15 protein-coding genes are annotated in these 16,992 nt (G+C 66.6%); 7 read left to right on the forward strand and 8 right to left on the reverse strand.

Annotated features, from left to right (window positions below):
- Positions 1 to 7 precede the first annotated feature (7 nt).
- The 5 genes from KO490_RS03190 to KO490_RS03210 all read right to left on the reverse strand — a co-directional run bounded on the left by KO490_RS03190 (position 8) and on the right by KO490_RS03210 (position 5,126).
- Entirely contained in the window at positions 8 to 1,036 is a 1,029-nt protein-coding gene (locus tag KO490_RS03190) for an HlyD family secretion protein (protein ID WP_216017958.1), read from the reverse strand.
- Positions 1,033 to 2,646: an MFS transporter gene (locus tag KO490_RS03195; protein WP_216017959.1), complete on the reverse strand. Its 1,614-nt coding sequence runs from the start codon at positions 2,644 to 2,646 to the stop codon at positions 1,033 to 1,035. Before KO490_RS03195 ends, KO490_RS03190 begins: the two co-directional genes overlap by 4 nt.
- Positions 2,643 to 3,065: a MarR family winged helix-turn-helix transcriptional regulator gene (locus KO490_RS03200; protein ID WP_216017960.1), complete on the reverse strand. Its 423-nt coding sequence runs from the start codon at positions 3,063 to 3,065 to the stop codon at positions 2,643 to 2,645. Before KO490_RS03200 ends, KO490_RS03195 begins: the two co-directional genes overlap by 4 nt.
- A gap of 83 nt (positions 3,066 to 3,148) precedes the next feature.
- The gene (locus KO490_RS03205; RefSeq protein WP_252726986.1) at positions 3,149 to 3,904 is read right to left on the reverse strand and encodes a hypothetical protein; all 756 of its coding nucleotides are present in this window, start codon (positions 3,902 to 3,904) and stop codon (positions 3,149 to 3,151) included.
- Entirely contained in the window at positions 3,876 to 5,126 is a 1,251-nt protein-coding gene (locus KO490_RS03210; RefSeq protein ID WP_216017961.1) for a hypothetical protein, read from the reverse strand. Before KO490_RS03210 ends, KO490_RS03205 begins: the two co-directional genes overlap by 29 nt.
- Before the next feature lie 114 nt (positions 5,127 to 5,240).
- Between KO490_RS03210 and KO490_RS03215 the strand changes: the two genes are divergently transcribed.
- From KO490_RS03215 to KO490_RS03225, 3 genes are all read left to right on the forward strand, one after another.
- The gene (locus KO490_RS03215; RefSeq protein WP_216017962.1) at positions 5,241 to 5,855 is read left to right on the forward strand and encodes a hypothetical protein; all 615 of its coding nucleotides are present in this window, start codon (positions 5,241 to 5,243) and stop codon (positions 5,853 to 5,855) included.
- A gap of 10 nt (positions 5,856 to 5,865) precedes the next feature.
- Positions 5,866 to 7,014 (forward strand): RsmB/NOP family class I SAM-dependent RNA methyltransferase, encoded by a 1,149-nt coding sequence (locus KO490_RS03220; protein ID WP_216017963.1) that lies wholly within the window; start codon positions 5,866 to 5,868, stop codon positions 7,012 to 7,014.
- Between the two features lie 83 nt (positions 7,015 to 7,097).
- Complete coding sequence (locus KO490_RS03225; RefSeq protein ID WP_252726987.1) at positions 7,098 to 9,188, forward strand: PAS domain-containing hybrid sensor histidine kinase/response regulator; 2,091 nt, start codon at positions 7,098 to 7,100, stop codon at positions 9,186 to 9,188.
- On the opposite strand, the gene KO490_RS03230 is transcribed toward KO490_RS03225, so the two are convergent.
- On the reverse strand, positions 9,185 to 9,769 hold the full coding sequence (locus KO490_RS03230; protein ID WP_216017965.1) for a sulfotransferase family 2 domain-containing protein: 585 nt from the start codon (positions 9,767 to 9,769) through the stop codon (positions 9,185 to 9,187). The two genes, KO490_RS03225 and KO490_RS03230, sit on opposite strands and share 4 nt — an antisense overlap.
- A gap of 236 nt (positions 9,770 to 10,005) precedes the next feature.
- Between KO490_RS03230 and recA the strand changes: the two genes are divergently transcribed.
- The 4 genes from recA to KO490_RS03250 all read left to right on the forward strand — a co-directional run bounded on the left by recA (position 10,006) and on the right by KO490_RS03250 (position 15,040).
- Entirely contained in the window at positions 10,006 to 11,073 is a 1,068-nt protein-coding gene (gene recA / locus KO490_RS03235; protein ID WP_216017966.1) for a recombinase RecA, read from the forward strand.
- Positions 11,074 to 11,230: 157 nt separating this feature from the next.
- Entirely contained in the window at positions 11,231 to 13,888 is a 2,658-nt protein-coding gene (alaS, locus tag KO490_RS03240; RefSeq protein WP_216017967.1) for an alanine--tRNA ligase, read from the forward strand.
- Positions 13,885 to 14,181 carry a DUF1330 domain-containing protein gene (locus tag KO490_RS03245; RefSeq protein WP_216017968.1) on the forward strand — a complete coding sequence of 99 codons (297 nt, stop codon included), beginning with the start codon at positions 13,885 to 13,887 and terminating at the stop codon, positions 14,179 to 14,181. Before alaS ends, KO490_RS03245 begins: the two co-directional genes overlap by 4 nt.
- Positions 14,182 to 14,245: 64 nt before the next feature.
- On the forward strand, positions 14,246 to 15,040 hold the full coding sequence (locus KO490_RS03250; RefSeq protein WP_216017969.1) for a class II glutamine amidotransferase: 795 nt from the start codon (positions 14,246 to 14,248) through the stop codon (positions 15,038 to 15,040).
- Here KO490_RS03250 and KO490_RS03255 read toward each other — a convergent pair whose 3' ends face one another.
- Positions 15,041 to 15,280: a DUF4177 domain-containing protein gene (locus KO490_RS03255; RefSeq protein WP_216017970.1), complete on the reverse strand. Its 240-nt coding sequence runs from the start codon at positions 15,278 to 15,280 to the stop codon at positions 15,041 to 15,043.
- 49 nt (positions 15,281 to 15,329) lie between these two features.
- Entirely contained in the window at positions 15,330 to 16,841 is a 1,512-nt protein-coding gene (gene gatB / locus KO490_RS03260; protein ID WP_216017971.1) for an Asp-tRNA(Asn)/Glu-tRNA(Gln) amidotransferase subunit GatB, read from the reverse strand.
- Positions 16,842 to 16,992 lie beyond the last annotated feature (151 nt).

A 16,992-nucleotide genomic window follows, 5' to 3' on the forward strand; every position in this document is an offset into this window, starting at 1 on the left:
GACGTTCTCAGCCCTGAACGTGGACGACCACCGACAGGCCCGGTGCCAGCTGGGCCGCGTCCTGCTGACCGGGATCGATGCCGATCCTGACGGGCAGGCGCTGGGCGATCTTGGTGAAGTTTCCGGTCGCGTTCGAACCCGCCAGCAGGCTGAATTCGGATGCGGTCGCAGGAGAGAAGGACTCCACCACCCCGTCGAACGTACGGCCCGGCACGGCGTCCACCGTGAAGCGAACCGGATCGCCTTCGTCGATGCCCGCAAGCTCGGTCTCGCGGAAGTTCGCGATGATCCACAGCTCGCTGCCCACCTCGGACACCAATGCGGTGCCGGGGCTGACATATTGCCCCACGCGGACCGACAGGGCGCCCAGACGGCCATCGTCCTGCGCGCGGATCACGGTGTTCTCCAGGTCGATCCGGGCCAGCTCGACCTGCGCCTCGGCCGAGGCGATATCGGCATCGCGCGACGACAGGGCGACCTTGGCGGTGCCGATGGCCTCGGACTGGACGTCCAGCTGCGCCTCGGCCTGGGTCACGGCGGCATTCGCCTGGTCCAGCGCCTGTCGGGCCTGATCGGCGCTGGCCTGCGACGCGACCCCGCGCCCCTGCAGCTGGTTGGCGCGGTCCCATTCGGATTGCGCATTGGCCTGCGCGGCGCGCGCAGACGACAGCGCGGCTTCCGAGGCGCGCATCACCGCCTCAGCCGAGGTGACGTTCTGCCGACCGGCCTGCAGCGCGGCGCGGGCCGCGGCCAGCTGCGCCTCGGCCTGGGCCAGCTTCTGGCGATAGATGCGGTCGTCGATGCGGGCGATCACGTCGCCCTTGGCGATCTGCTGGAAATCCGATGCTTCGACCGCGCTGACATATCCCGACAGCTGCGGCGAGATCGAGGTGACCTTGCCTTGGATATAGGCGTTCTCGGTCGTGGGGTTCGAGGGGTGGAACGGCGGCAGGTGCCACGCGAACAGCAGCAGCGCGACGCCTGCGGCGCCGATGATCATGGCGATGATGGTGGGCAGAAGCTTGGTCTTGGTCATGTCGCGGTTCCGATCGGATTGTCCTGCGGCGCGGGCGTCAGGCGGGCCGTCAGCCAGTCGCGCAGCAGGTGCAGCAGCAGCGCCCCCGCCGCCATCGAGGCGGCAAGGAAGATGAGGGTATAGGCGTCGTCATAGGCCAGCACCGTCGCTTGGCGGCCGGCCTCTTGCGCAAGCTGATAGACGGCCTGCGTCCGGGCCTGCGCGGTGTCGATCATGCCGGGTTGCAGCCGGGCCGCGATCGCGGCGATGGCCGCATTGGTCTGCGCGTCGCCCACGGCAAGCTGTTCGGTCAGGGCCTGGTAATGCGCGGCCTGCCGATGCGTGATCAGGGTCGAGAACAGGCCCGACCCGAGTATGCTTCCCAGGCTCTGGGTCGAGATGAAGACGATGATGAAGGACAGCAGGTATTGCGGCCCCTTGGCCAGCGCGGTCAGCAGGCCGGACATCATCGCGGGCACCATGAAGATCATCCCGGCAAAGGCGATCAGCCCCTGGCTGATCAGCATCTGGTGCGGTCGCGTCAGCACGGTGGATTGCGTATCCAGCCACGCCCCGAACGCGATCATCGCCAGGGCCGCCAGATGAAAGCGCGGGATCCGGTCGGGCCGCATCCATGCCACGCAGGCAAGGCTGCCCAGGATCGTGCCGATCAGGATGACGGTGAACAGCCCGCCCATCTGCTGCGCCTGCAGGCCCAGCACCTGGAACATGCGGGGCGCCCCCGAGGTCTGTTCGGACAGCAGAAGGCGCAGCAGCAGCAGCGTTCCGGTCAGATGCAGGATCGCGGGGCTGGCCAGCCAGCGGATGTCGATGATGGGCGCCTCGCGGTTCAGCTCGATCATGGCGCTGGCGGCAAGGGCCGCGATGGCGCCGGCCAGGGTCCAGATGATCCAGGGCTCGGACCAGTAATGGGCCGGGCCCATTACGAAGGCCGTCACGATCCCCGCGAACCCCGAGGCGATCAGCAGGAAGCTTGCGAAATCCAGCGGCTTGATGACCTTCATGTGGGGCACCGGGCGCAGCGGCAGCAGGAAGACCAGCGCCAGCGACGCCATCGACAACCCGAGCGAGGTGAGGTGCATCCATGTCAGTCCGCCATCCCCGATCAGATGCGGCGAGACGATCCAGCCGAGGCTGGTGCCCGACATGATCGTGGCCAGCGTCGCGGGCAGGCCCAGCCGCATCTTCCAGGTCTGTTCCAGCGGCTCCAGCATATAGAGGAACGCCAGCGTGGACAGCGGCGCGGCAGCGGCCCCCGCCAGGAAATGCAGCACCAGGGCCGAGCGCATGTCCGTCACCCACAGGACCGCGAAGGCCACCACGACGTGGATGGCGATGCCCCATTCGGCAAAGCGCCGCAGCCCGTATTGGGTGCGCAGCTTGATCAGCATCAGCGGCAATGCGGCGCGCGGCACCATGTAGACGATCAGCAACCAGCTGGCATCGGTCGTGGTGATGCCCAGATCGCCCGCGAAGGTCGAGATGTTCACCGTCAGGAAGCTTTGGCCCAGACCCTGGGTGACGGCCAGCAGCGTGGCCGCGGCCATGTAGGCGACGGCGCGCGGAAGCGGCATTCCCGCAGCCGGGGCGGGGGTCTGCGTATCGCTCATGACGACCGCCGCGCGATATTGGCGGCGATGGCGTCCAGCACCTGGCGCGCGGTGTCCAGATCGCCCTCGGGGATGCCCGCGACGACATCCTCGCGCAGCGCCAGGCTGAAGGCCACGATGCTGCTGCGTTGTCCCTTGTCCGTCAGGAAGACGGCGTTCTTGCGCGCGTCCCCTTCGATCGGGCGGCGTTCGATGAAGCCGTCCGCCGCCAGCGCGTCCAGCTGGCGCTTCAGCGTCGGCGTCTCAATCCCGAGCTGGGCGGCCAGCGCGGTCTGGGTCATGCCCTGTTCGCGGTGCAGCGTCGTGATGATCTTGGCCCGTGACATGGTCAGACCCATGCCGCGCGCGGCCTCGTCGAAGTGACGGCGCATGTCGCGCATCACGGTCAGAAGCGAATCGATGATGCTCGTATCGGCCATGTCATTAGCCTGCTAACGTTTCTGGTGATTAGCTAGCTAATGAATTGGTCGCGATGCCGCAAGCCGGGGCCGCCGAATGGCAGCTATGCGTCGGGCGTGGATGTCAGGGACCAGTCGCGCATCTGTTCGGGCGACAGCACGCTGATATCCTCGGGGGCGGTGCGCAGGGCCGGGATCATCATCTGCAGATCGACGCCCATCTCGGTCAGGTAATCCATGACGCTGGCCTGCGCGCGCTGCACGTCGCTGACCGCCATGAAGGCCGGAAGCATCGTGTTCTTGCCGAAGTAGTGCTGGTGGACGCCCACGGTCGAACCTTCGTCCGCGCGCCGTTCCGCGCCGCCCGCCAGCATGTAGGGGCAAGCTGACATGCAGACCGATCCGCGCGCGACACGCGTGTCGTAGCCCGCGCCCCGGATCGTGCGCCCGATGGCCAGCGCATCCGCGACCGACCCGCCAGAGCTGTCGAGCGACACCTCGGACGCTGCGGGCCGGGTTTCGTCCAGCCATTCGGCAAAGCGGTCCGCGTCGCCCACGGCGATCTGACCCTCGATGCGGATGGCATCGTCGGCCTCGGAGAATTCCAGCTGGGCGGGCATCGGGCGCATGGCGGGCGCGCCGGGTTCGGCGGGGCGCAGGTCGGGGCGATAGGGGCGAACCGACGGCCCCTCCTGCGGGGTGAACAGGCCCGGCGCGGCATTGCCCGGGTCGCTGCGCAGGTCGATCGCCACGATGGCCACCCCAAGCGCGACCTGTGCGATCAGAACCGACCGGATCGCCGATTGCGGGGACGAGAACAGCCGCATCGCCTCAGTCCCGCCGCGCCTGGGCCGCGTCATGTTCGCGCAGCAGTTCCGATGCCGCCAGCGCGGCGCGCAATTCGCCCACGGTCATCCGGTCGTCGGTATGATGCAGGCCGCGCCCCGACCGGATGGCGGCCTGGACCACGACCATGATGAAGACCAGAACCGCGGGCAGAAGGTCGATGGATATCGCACCCGCCCATGCGGGCACGAAGTTGCGGGCATAGACGATGACGGCATCCGCCCCCGACATGGGGGTATAGACGGCCTCGTCGGGCTGGGGCAGGGCCTCGACCTCGGATGCGGCCTGGCCAAGGGTGCGGGCACGCTGTTCGACCAGCCCAAGAACCGATGCGATGGTGCTGGACTGACCCTGCCTGATGCCCTCGGTGCTGCCGTCAAGCTCGGGCAGGATCGCGGATTCCGACAGGTCCTGCGCCGCGCGGGCGACCAGTGGCGCGGGGTTCAGCTGCCTCAGCCGGGTGATCATGCCCGCCAGTTCGACCGCGTCCTCGGAGAACTGCACGGTGCGGTCCTCCAGCGCGCCTGCACCGACGGCGATGCCGCGCATCCGCGACAGGACGGCATTGCCCTGGGCGAAGGTATCCTCGATCGGGCCCTCGGCCTCGATCAGCTGGGTTTCGAGCGCGGTCAGTTCCGCCCCCTTCTGGGTCAGGACGCGGAACACTGCCCCGCGGCCCTGAAATCCCGACAGCGTTCCGCCTTCTTCCTGTGCGGACAGGTCGTCGAAGCTCTGGCGGACGCGGGCCACGTCGCGCGACAGGGACTGGCCCGCCACGGCATTGGCATGCGCACGTTCCAGAGACGACTGATAGGATTGCACCGTGTTCGCCATATGCGTTTCCACCGCCGCGCCGCCCGCCAATGCGGCGGCGTTCAGCCAGGACGACATCGCCACGATCGCCACGCAGCCCAGGCACATCGCCAGCAGCAGCCCCATCCGCGACGCCGCGCTGCGCATCGCGGGCAGCAGGCGCAGCAGATAGGACCAGAACACAAAGATCCCGACCGAGACCGCGATGGAATAGGCCAGCGCCGCGAAGGTCGTCCACATCCCCGGCTGGTCCAGCAGCGACCGCACCCCCAGATAGGTATAGATCCCCGATGCGGATGCCAGCACCCCGAGCGCGGTCGAGGTGAAGGTGTCCAGCCAATCCAGATGTCGTTCCAGTTCGCGCGCATAGCGGTCGCCCTGCGTGGCGCGCTCGGCCCGCCCGGTGGTGGGGGTGTCGGTCATCGGTTCTCCGTGGATATGGGGCGGCATCATGCAGTTTTCGCCAATCGGGGGGCGGTTGTCGACATTCGCGGCTTCACGCTTGCATGATCGGGAATGCGTTGGCTAAGGACCATCATGTCGTATCAGAATTTCATCGCCGAGGCGCTTCGCGCAACCCCCATTGCCGACCCCCTTGCCTGGGCGGCGTTCGCGGGCATCGGCCTGGCCGTTCGCCGGTCCATCCTCGCCCTGCTGCTGGTGGCGCTAGTGCTGCTGTCGCCGCTTGCCGGTATCGGGCGGATGACGGCCACGGGGCAGGCGCTGCAGCTGCTGGCGGCGCTGTTTCTGGCCGGACCTGCCATGGCGGCGGCACGACCTCTGGCGGGGCGCATCTGGCCTTGGTCGCCGATCCTGATCCTGCCGGTCCTTCATCTGCCGCGACTGGCCGAGATGGCGTGGTTCCACGCGCCGGCCCTTCCCGCGGCCCTTGCCCTGATCGCGGCATGGGGGTTCTGGAGCAGTCCGCCCCGCGCGTCCCGGCTGATCGCGCTTGGCGCCGTGCTGTCCGCCATCGGCTGCGGATTGATCTTGGCAGGCGATATCCTCTATCCCCATCACATCGAAGGCGCCGCGATCCGGGGCCTGCCGGTCATGCTGGATCAGCGCCTTGCGGGGCTGGTGCTGGGCATGGGGGCGGGACTGCCCCTGCTGATCGTCGGGGCGCTGCTTCTCAGACATCCCCAAGATTGAAGGCCCGCCCATGACCCCCGCCGCCCGCATCGCCGCCGCTGCAGACATCCTCGACCGCATTCTGGACGGCACCCCGGCCGAGGCCGCGCTGCTGCGCTGGTCGCGTGCCAGCCGCTTTGCCGGATCGGGCGACCGCGCGGCGCTGCGCGACCTGGTCTTCGGGGCGCTGCGACGGCGCGACAGCCTTGCCGCGCTTGGCGGCGCGCTGACCGGGCGCGGACTGATGATCGGCCATCTGCGGGCCGAGGGCCTCGACCCCGCGACGGTCTTTACCGGCCAGGCCCATGCGCCCGCACCGCTGAGCGATGCCGAACTGTCGCACGAGGCCCCCGCCACGCTGCCGGACGATCTGCCGGATTGGCTGCGTCCCGCCTGGACCAATGCGCTTGGCGACGATGCGGCGCAGATCGCCCGCGCCATGACCGAACGTGCGCCGGTCTGGCTGCGGGTCAATCCGGTTCGCGCGACGCCGGATCAGGCGATCGACGCGCTGGCCGAGGCCGGGATCGAGGTCGCCCGGACCGAGCTGCTGGCGACCGCCCTGCGCATCACCGCGAATGAACGCAAGCTGGCGCAGAGCCGCGCCTACAAGGACGGGCTGGTCGAGCTGCAGGACCTGTCGCCCCAGATCGCCTGCGCGTTGCTGCCCTTGAACTCCGGCGACAAGGTGTTGGATTTCTGCGCGGGGGGCGGGGGGAAATCGCTGGCCCTGGCCGCCCGGGAACCGGGTGCACAGCTGATGGCGCATGACGCATCTGCCGCGCGGTTGAGCGATCTGCCTGCGCGGGCCGCGCGGGCGGGGGCCTCGATCCGGGTCGTGGACGATCCCCGCGACAAGGTCGACCTGGTGGTGGCGGATGTGCCCTGTTCCGGCAGCGGCACCTGGCGGCGCGGCCCGGATGCCAAGTGGCGCCTGACCGCGGACGATCTGCAGGGGCTGGTCGAAACGCAGGCGCGGATCCTCGACCGGGTGGCGGGGCTGGTCGCGCCGGGGGGGCATCTGGCCTACATGACCTGTTCGGTCCTTGGGGCCGAGAATGACGATCAGGTGGCGGGCTTCCTGCAGCGGCACCCGCAGTTTACGGTGGTGATGCGCCGCCTGATGACGCCGTTGGATGCCGGTGACGGGTTCTTCCTGGCCTTGATGAAATGCGTCTGAGGCGCAGAACATCGCGAATTAACCGCGCGTTAACCGCGATCGGTTCAAGATGGCCCCTGCCAACGGAACGAGGGGCGAAACTCATGGGCTTTCTGGACCGCCATCTGCATGCATCGCGCAATGCGACGATGACCGCGCTGCCGCTGCTGCTGGCGCCGTTGGCGATCGGGGCAGGCGTGCTGATGGTGTCCCCGGGCGCGGCCTTCGGCAGGACGGCGATCATCGGGGCCAGCATCGCGGTGGCGTGGTATCTGCTGGGCGGTGCGTTGTCCCTGCAGCAGGCGCTGCGCGGCATTGCGTCGCGCCGTGCCCTGCGCGCCATCCGGGGCGAGGTCGCGGCATCCGAGGATGCGGTCTGGATCTGCGATCCGGATGGCCACGTCCTGTTCCAGAACCCCGCCGCGATGCAGGGCTTCGAGGATTACACCGGCCGCCCCATCACCGGCCTGTTCACGCGGCGAAGGGCCGATGCGGACGGTGACATCCGGGATCTGATCACGCGGGCATGGCGCTATGGCACGGCCGAGCTGTCGGTCGGACCGGACGAGACGCTGGTCCTGGGCAGCCTGCCGGATGCGCCGCTGCAGATATGGACGCTGCAGCGCGAAGGAAGCGACCGCGCCGCGATCGACATCGCCATGACGCTCGAGGCGGATATGGTGGACGAATTCGACGCGGTCCCGGTGGCGCTGCTTCGCCTTGCGGGGGACGGGTCGATCCTGCGGGCCAACCGGTCGGCGCGCGACCTGCTGGCCGGGCGCCTGAACGCCGAGGGGCAGAACCTGGCGGCGATCCTGGATGGTCCGGGGCGCCCGCTGGTGGACTGGATCGCGGATGCGGCCGATGGACGGGCGGTCAACACGACCGAGATGTTGCGACTGCGCCACCCCGAAGGGCGCGGCGCCGATCTGCGCGAACGGCACTATCAGGTTACACTGGCCCGCGACCCCGCGCGGGGCGAACGCCTGACCGCAGTGATGACCGACGCCAGCGCGCTGAAGATGCTGGAGGCGCAATTCGCCCAAAGCCAGAAGATGCAGGCCGTCGGGCAGCTTGCAGGGGGCGTCGCGCATGATTTCAACAACCTGCTGACGGCGATCAGCGGGCATTGCGATCTTCTGATGCTGCATCGCGACCAAGGCGATCCGGACTATGCCGATCTGGACCAGATCAGCCAGAACGCCAATCGCGCGGCTGCCCTGGTGGGACAGCTGCTGGCATTCTCGCGCAAGCAGACGCTGCGCCTCGAGGTGCTCAACCTGCGAGAGACCCTGGCCGATCTGACCCATCTGCTGAACCGGCTGGTGGGGGAACGGGTGGCGCTGTCGATCACCTACGACCCGTCGCTGCAGGCCATCCGCGCCGACAAGAGGCAGCTGGAACAGGTGATCATGAACCTTGTCGTGAATGCACGCGATGCGATGGCCGATGGCGGGCAGATCACGGTCCGGGCCGAGAACGCGGTCATCGACGATGCGGTGCGTCGCGACGATGTCAGCATGCCCCCCGGCGATTACGTCCGGATCGTGGTTCGGGACGAGGGAACGGGGATCGCGCCGGAACATCTGGCCAAGATATTCGAGCCTTTCTTTACGACGAAGCGCATCGGTGAGGGAACGGGGCTGGGGCTGTCGACGGCCTACGGGATCGTGAAGCAGACCGGCGGTTATATCTTCTGCGACAGCGAACTGGGCAAAGGCACCGTCTTCTCGATCTATTTTCCGGCCAACAGGATGCTGGCCGAAGGGGCGGCGCCCGCAGCGCCCCAGCCCACCACGCGGTCCCGGACGATCGAACGGACGACCGTTCTGCTGGTCGAGGACGAGGCCCCCGTCAGGGCCTTCGCGGCGCGTGCCCTGCGGCTGAAGGGCCATGAGGTCATCGAAGCCGGCTCGGGCGAGGAGGCGCTGACCGTGCTGGCCAACCATGACGGAACGGTCGATATCTTCGTCACCGATGTCGTCATGCCCGGACTGGACGGCCCCGCATGGGTCCGCGAAGCGTGCAAGACCCACGGCACGGTGCAGGTGATCTTCATGTCCGGCTATACCGAGGACGTCTTCGTCGACGGGCAGATCCCGATCGAGGGCGCGGCATTCCTGCCCAAGCCCTTCACGCTGGCCGAACTGTCGGAGGCCGTGGCCCGGCAACTGGCCGAGCGTCGTCCGGCCTAGATCCCCTCGTAGAGCATGATGTCCTCGGCCATGGCCTCGCGCAGATCCTCCTCGGCCTCGTCGGAAAGGCCGACATCCACGCTTGGGGGGACGTTGATCCGCGGCAGCTCGATCGCGCAATCGAGCCGATCCTCGAGGAAATCGATGAAGTCCTGGATCTGCTCGTAGCGGAAGATGCAATCGACATGGGCCTCGCCGTCCATCAGGAACTGCGTCTGCGATCCGATCCCCAGCCGCTCGGGGCCGCCATCGGATGCATAAAGCTCGGCGAAGCGGGCGAAGCTGATCCCGGCCATCGCGTGATGGGGGTCGTCATGATCGTCGCGCAGCTTGAAGCGGTACCAGCTGCGCAGCCAGTCGACGGGCTCCCGGATCAGTGCGACCGTGGTGAAGGGCTCGCCCGCCTGCATCTCGAGCCAGGGGCCGACATGGCGACGGAATGTCGCGACATCGGTATGTTTCAACGAGGCCGGACGCTGGACCGCGGTCGATGCAAGCGATTCCAGCGCCATCTCGATCGCGGAGGAACCAGCCTTCGGTGTGGCCAGAAACACCAGCCTTTGTTCCCAGAATATCAACATCGCCTGACCTCGCGCCGCAAGTTTCGTTTTCCCGATCCGGAATATCGAAACTGCTTCCGGCTGTAAACGCTTCGTTAAGGGATCGCGCCCTATGCTGATCGCCGGAACGGATGTTAACCAAGATCACCTTGAAATCGTCTGTGAACTGTCGCATCTATGGCAGGAACAAGAAGCGAACATCCACCGGTGTTTTGATTGCCCCGACAAGGGTGCTGTGAAATAACAAGGACGATGGAATGGCACAGGCGAGCATTTTCGACATGACTGACAAACGGACTGCCGACAAGCAGAAGGCCCTCGACAGCGCGCTGGCTCAGATCGAGCGGCAGTTCGGCAAGGGGTCGATCATGAAGCTGGGCAAGGACAACCCCGTGGCCGAGATCGAGGCGACCTCGACCGGCTCGCTCGGGTTGGACATCGCGCTTGGGATCGGCGGCCTGCCCAAGGGCCGCATCATCGAGATCTTCGGGCCCGAAAGCTCGGGCAAGACCACGCTGACGCTGCATGTCGTGGCCGAGGAACAGAAGAAGGGCGGCGTCTGCGCCTTCGTCGACGCGGAACACGCGCTGGATCCGCAATATGCCAAGAAGCTGGGCGTGAACCTGGACGAGCTGCTGATCAGCCAGCCCGATACTGGCGAACAGGCGCTGGAGATCGTGGATACGCTGGTCCGGTCCGGGGCCGTCAGCCTGGTGGTCGTCGACTCGGTCGCGGCGCTGACGCCGAAGTCCGAGATCGAGGGCGACATGGGCGACATGCAGATGGGCAGCCAGGCCCGCCTTATGAGCCAGGCCATGCGCAAGCTGACCGCAAGCATCGGGCGCAGCAACTGCATGGTGATCTTCATCAACCAGATCCGCATGAAGATCGGCGTCATGTTCGGCAGCCCCGAGACGACGACGGGCGGCAACGCGCTGAAGTTCTACGCCTCGGTGCGACTGGACATCCGCCGCACGGGCTCGGTCAAGGATCGCGACGAGGTGACGGGCAACAGCACCCGCGTCAAGGTCGTCAAGAACAAGGTCGCGCCGCCGTTCCGGCAGGTCGAGTTCGACATCATGTATGGCGAAGGCATCAGCAAGGTCGGCGAACTGATCGACCTGGGCGTGAAGGCCGGCGTGGTCGAGAAGTCTGGCGCCTGGTATTCCTATGGCGACGAACGCATCGGGCAGGGCCGCGAGAACGCCAAGCAGTTCCTGCGCGACCGTCCCGAGGTGGCCACCGCGATCGAGGACAAGATCCGCGCCAGCCACGGGCTGGAATTCGGAATGGACGGCAACGAGGATTCCCTGACCGAGGATTGATCCCCGCACACCGTCCACCACGCAAACGAACGCCGGGCCTTGTGCCCGGCGTTCTGCGTTCAATGCCTTCTCGATTGCTGGACAGGACAGCAGGGGGCAGTTAGACCATGCGGCAAACCGGTCTTCCGGCACCGAAAACATTGCATGAAGGCGCGCCATGCCCAGCTTGAACGATATCCGTTCCACCTTCCTTGGTTACTTCGAGAAGAACGGCCACCGCGTCGTGGAAAGCAGCCCGCTTGTCCCGCGTAACGATCCGACCCTGATGTTCGCCAATTCGGGCATGGTCCAGTTCAAGAACATGTTCACCGGTGTCGAGACGCGCGACTACAGCCGTGCGACCAGCGCGCAGAAATGCGTCCGCGCGGGCGGCAAGCACAACGACCTGGACAATGTGGGCTACACGGCCCGCCACCATACCTTCTTCGAGATGCTGGGCAATTTCAGCTTCGGCAACTACTTCAAGACCGAGGCCATCCCCTATGCCTGGGAACTGCTGACCAAGGAATTCGGCATCCCCAAGGACAAGCTGCTGGTCACCGTCTATCACACGGACGACGAAGCCGCCGATATCTGGAAGAAGGTCGCGGGCCTGTCCGATGACCGCATCATCCGCATCCCGACCAGCGACAACTTCTGGCAGATGGGTCCGACCGGCCCCTGCGGTCCGTGTTCCGAGATCTTCTTCGATCATGGCGACCACATCTGGGGCGGCCCTCCGGGTTCGCCCGACGAGGATGGCGACCGCTTCATCGAGATCTGGAACATCGTCTTCATGCAGAACGAGCAGTTCGAGGACGGCTCGATGCGCGCGCTGGACATGCAGTCCATCGACACCGGCATGGGTCTTGAACGGATCGGCGCGCTGCTGCAGGGCAAGCACGACAATTATGACACCGACCTGATGCGCAGCCTGATCGAGGTCAGCGCCCACGCCACCAGCGCCGATCCCGACGGGCCGGGCAAGGTGCATCACCGCGTGATCGCCGACCATCTGCGGTCGACCAGCTTCCTGATTGCCGACGGCGTGATGCCCAGCAATGAAGGGCGCGGCTATGTCCTGCGCCGCATCATGCGTCGCGCGATGCGTCATGCGCATATCTTGGGCGCGCAGGACCCGCTGATGCACCGCCTTGTGCCGTCGCTGGTCCACCAGATGGGCGCCGCCTATCCCGAACTGAACCGCGCGCAGGCCCTGATCGAGGAGACGCTGCGGTCGGAGGAGACCCGCTTCCGCCAGACGCTGGACCGCGGCCTGCGCCTGCTGGACGACGAACTGGGCAAGCTGCCCGACGGTGCGAACCTGCCGGGGGAAACCGCGTTCAAGCTGTACGACACCTATGGCTTCCCGCTGGACCTGACGCAGGACGCACTGCGCGAAAAGGGCCGCGCGGTCGATACCGACGGCTTCGACAGTGCCATGGCCGAACAGAAGGCCAAGGCCCGCGCTGCCTGGTCCGGTTCCGGCGAGACGCAGGACGCCACCATCTGGTACGAACTGGCCGAGACGCATGGCACGACCGAGTTCCTGGGCTATGACGCGGAAGAAGCCGAAGGCCAGGTTCTGGCGCTGGTTCAGGACGGTGCCGCCGTGGCCCAGGCGGGCGAGGGCGCGAAGGTCGCCATCGTCGTGAACCAGTCGCCCTTCTATGCGGAATCGGGCGGTCAGGTCGGCGACACGGGTCTGATCAAGACCGAAACCGGTGCCGCACGGGTGACCGATACGCGCAAGATCGCGGGTGTCTTCGTCCACCAGGCCGAGGTGACGATGGGCACTATCGCTCCGGGGCAGGGGGCGCAATTGTCGGTGGATCACGATCGCCGTGGCGCGATCCGGTCCAACCACTCGGCCACGCACCTGCTGCACGAGGCGCTGCGCCGTGCGCTTGGTGATCACGTCGCGCAGCGGGGCAGCCTGAACGCGCCGGACCGTCTGCGCTTCGATTTCAGCCACAACCACGCCATCACCCCCGAGGAGATGTCGCGGATCGAGGCCGAGGTGAACGAATATGTCCGCCAGAACAGCCCGGTCGAGACGCGGATCATGACCCCCGACGACGCGCGCGCCATCGGTGCGCAGGCACTGTTCGGCGAAAAATACGGCGACGAGGTTCGTGTCGTGTCGATGGGGGCATTGGCCGATAGCGGCAAGGGGACGGACGGCGCGACCTATTCGCTGGAACTGTGCGGCGGCACGCATGTCGCGCGCACCGGCGATATCGGTGCCTTCGCGCTGCTGAGCGACAGCGCATCCAGCGCGGGTGTGCGGCGCATCGAGGCGTTGACCGGGCAGGCCGCGATGGACCATCTGCGGAACGCCGACCGCCAGCTGGGCGAGATTGCGGGCATCCTCAAGGCGCAGGCGGGCGAGGTCGTGAACCGCGTCAAGGCGTTGTCGGACGAACGCAAGGCGCTTGCCAACGAGGTCGCGCAGCTGAAGCGTCAGTTGGCCATGGGCGCAGGCGGCGCATCCGAGGCCGAGGAGATCGCGGGCATCAAGTTCATCGGGCGCACGGTCGAGGGCGTCGGCGGCAAGGAGCTGAGCGGCCTCGTGGACGAGATGAAGGCACAGCTGGGCAGCGGCGTCGTGCTGGTCTTGGCCGAAGCCGATGGCAAGGCCACGGTCGCGGCGGGGGTGACCCCCGATCTGACCGATCGGATCAGCGCGGTCGCGTTGGTTCAGGCCGCGACCGTCGCGCTTGGCGGCAAGGGCGGTGGCGGCCGCCCGGACCGCGCGCAGGGCGGCGCCCCCTCGCTTGCGGCCGCGGAAACCGCGTTCCAGGACGCACGCAAGATCATCGAGGACAGCAAATGACCGCACTCTGGATTGCCAATGTGAACGTGACGGATGCCGAGGCCTATGGCCGCTATGCCAAGGCGGCAGGCCCGGCCATCGAAAGCCATGGCGGGGTCTTCCTTGCCCGTGGATCGCGTTATCGGCAGATGGAAGGCCGTGATCGCGCGCGGAACGTGGTCGTGCGTTTCCCCAGCCTCGAGGCCGCGGTTGCCTGTTACGAGAGCAGCGAATACCAGGCGGCGCTGGAACATGCCAAGGATGCGAGCGAACGCGACCTGGTGATCGTCGAGGAAACCCCCGCCGCGACGTAATGGCGTGATCGGCCTGCCCCTTCGTGCTAGGACTGTCGCAAAGCAGTCGTGAAGGGGCAGCGCCATGTGCCGTTGGGCCGCCTATGTGGGCCAACCGATATTCCTGGAAGACATCGTCAGCCGTCCGGCCCATTCGCTGATCCGGCAGAGCCAGGGTGCGACCCGCTGCCCGACCCCGGTCAATGCCGACGGCTTCGGCCTTGCCTGGTATGGCGAACGCCCCGAACCGGGACTTTATCGCGATGTGATGCCGGCATGGTCGGACCCCAATCTGCGCAGCCTGGTGGGTCAGGTGCGGTCGGGTCTGTTCCTTGCGCATGTCCGCGCATCGACCGGAACGGCGACAAGCCGGAACAACTGCCATCCATTTGCCGTCGGCCGTTGGAGCTTCATGCATAACGGTCAGTTCGGCGGATATGACGGGTTTCGCCGCCATGCCGACGCGTTGATCGACGACGTGCATTATCCCCATCGCCTGGGCGCGACCGACAGCGAGACGCTGTTCCTGATCGCGCTTGGCGCGGGGCTGGAGGATGATCCGAAGGCAGCCATGGAGACCGCGATCGGGCGGCTGACATCGCTGGCCCGCGATCGCGGCGAGGCCCCCCATATGCGGGCGGCCTGCGCCCTGTCGGATGGGCGTCGCCTGTTCGCGCTGCGTGCGGCCAGCGACGAGCATGCGCCCTCGCTCTATTATCGTTGGTCGAACAGTCGTCAGGGTTTCGCGGTGGTGTCCGAACCGCTGGAAACCGATCAGGCCGACTGGATCGAGGTTCCGCCCGGCAGCTTCTGCACGTTCGAACGGGCCGAGGTCCGGATCGAGGATTTCATCCCCGACCGGATGGTCCGCGCGGCCTGATCAGCCCTTCTTCGGGCGCCGGAACACCAGCAGGTTGTGATAGGTCGTGACGCGCCCGGTCAGACCGCTGCGTTCCTCGCTTGGAAGGACATCGGCGCGCAGATATTCCCAGCCATCACCTGCCATGCGGTTCAGCTCGGATGCGACGGCCAGCGCATAGCGGTCGGTCGCGGTCTTGGCCTGGCTGTCCTTTTCGCCGCGCGAAGGGGCGGGAATGACCGTGTATTCAAAGGCGTCCATGCATCCTCCTGAAGGGAAAGCCGCCGCGGTTTCCCGCGGCGGATGCGGGTCAGCCGTTCAGCTTCTTCGCGACCAGTTCGTTGACGGCGGCGGGGTTCGCCTTGCCACCGGTTGCCTTCAGAACCTGACCGACGAACCAGCCTGCCAGCTTGGGGTTCGCCTTGGCCTTCTCGACCTGGGCGGGGTTCGCGGCGATGATCTCGTCCACCGCGGCCTCGATGGCGCCCAGATCGGTGACCTGCTTCATGCCGCGCGCCTCGACGATCTCAGCCGGGTCGCCGCCTTCGGTCCACAGGATCTCGAACAGGTCCTTGGCGATCTTGCCCGAGATGTCGCCCTTGGCGATCAGGTCGATCACGCCGCCCAGCTGGGCGGCCGAGATGGGCGAGGTCTGGATGGTCAGCCCTTCCTTGTTCAGGCGGCCGAACAGCTCGTTGATGACCCAGTTCGCGGCCATCTTGCCGTCGCGGCCCGAAGCCACGGCCTCGAAGAAGTTCGCGCTCTCGACCTCGGCGGTCAAAACGCCGGCATCGTATTCCGACAGGCCCATATCCTTGACGAAGCGGGCCTTCTTCTCGTCCGGCAGTTCGGGCATGTCAGATGCGATGTCGTCCACCCATGCCTGCTCGATCTCCAGCGGCAGAAGGTCGGGGTCGGGGAAGTAGCGGTAGTCGTGCGCCTCTTCCTTGGACCGCATCGAGCGCGTCTCGCCCTTGTCGGGATCGTAGAGCCGCGTTTCCTGCACGATCTTGCCGCCATCCTCGATGATGGCGATCTGGCGGCGGGCCTCGTAGTCGATCGCGGCCTGGATGAAGCGCAGCGAGTTCATGTTCTTGATCTCGCAGCGGGTGCCCAGATGGCCGAAATCGCCCGTTTCCTGGTATTTCTCGTAGGCGCCGGGCTTGCAGACGCTGACATTGACATCGGCGCGCAGGTTGCCGTTCTGCATGTTGCCGTCGCAGGTGCCCAGATAGCGCATGATCTGGCGCAGCTTGCTGACATAGGCCGCAGCCTCTTCGGGGCCGCGAATATCGGGGCGGCTGACGATCTCCATCAGGGCGACGCCCGTGCGGTTCAGGTCGACGAAGGACATGTTGGGGTCCATGTCGTGGATCGACTTGCCAGCATCCTGTTCCAGGTGGATGCGTTCGATCCGCACGCGGCGGGCGATGCCCGGGGCCATGTCCACGATCACCTCTCCCTCGCCCACGATGGGGTGATAGAGCTGGCTGATCTGGTAGCCCTGCGGAAGGTCGGGATAGAAGTAGTTCTTGCGGTCGAAGGCGCTGAACAGGTTGATCGCGGCCTTGAGGCCGAGGCCCGTGCGCACCGCCTGTGCCACGCAGAATTCATTGATGACGGGCAGCATGCCGGGCATGGCGCTGTCGACGAAGGCCACATTGCTGTTGGGTTCCGCGCCGAATTCGGTGGATGCGCCCGAGAACAGCTTGGCCTTCGAGGCCACCTGTGCATGGACCTCCAGCCCGATCACCAGTTCCCAGTCGCTTGTCGCGCCCTGGATCACCTTGGGCTCGGGCGGGGTGAAGGTCAGGTCAAGCATCGGCGCCTCATTCCATTCTGTCGGTCTTGGCGGGCTTCTACGACAAGCGGCGGGCCTTGTCACGAGCCGCATTGAGGCCGGGGATTCGAGGGCCCCACCAAGCCCGAAATTGCGTCGCATTCTAACGAATTCGGGAACTGGCGGCCCGATG

This window comes from Paracoccus sp. C2R09 (assembly GCF_018860625.1).
Classification (GTDB): domain Bacteria; phylum Pseudomonadota; class Alphaproteobacteria; order Rhodobacterales; family Rhodobacteraceae; genus Paracoccus.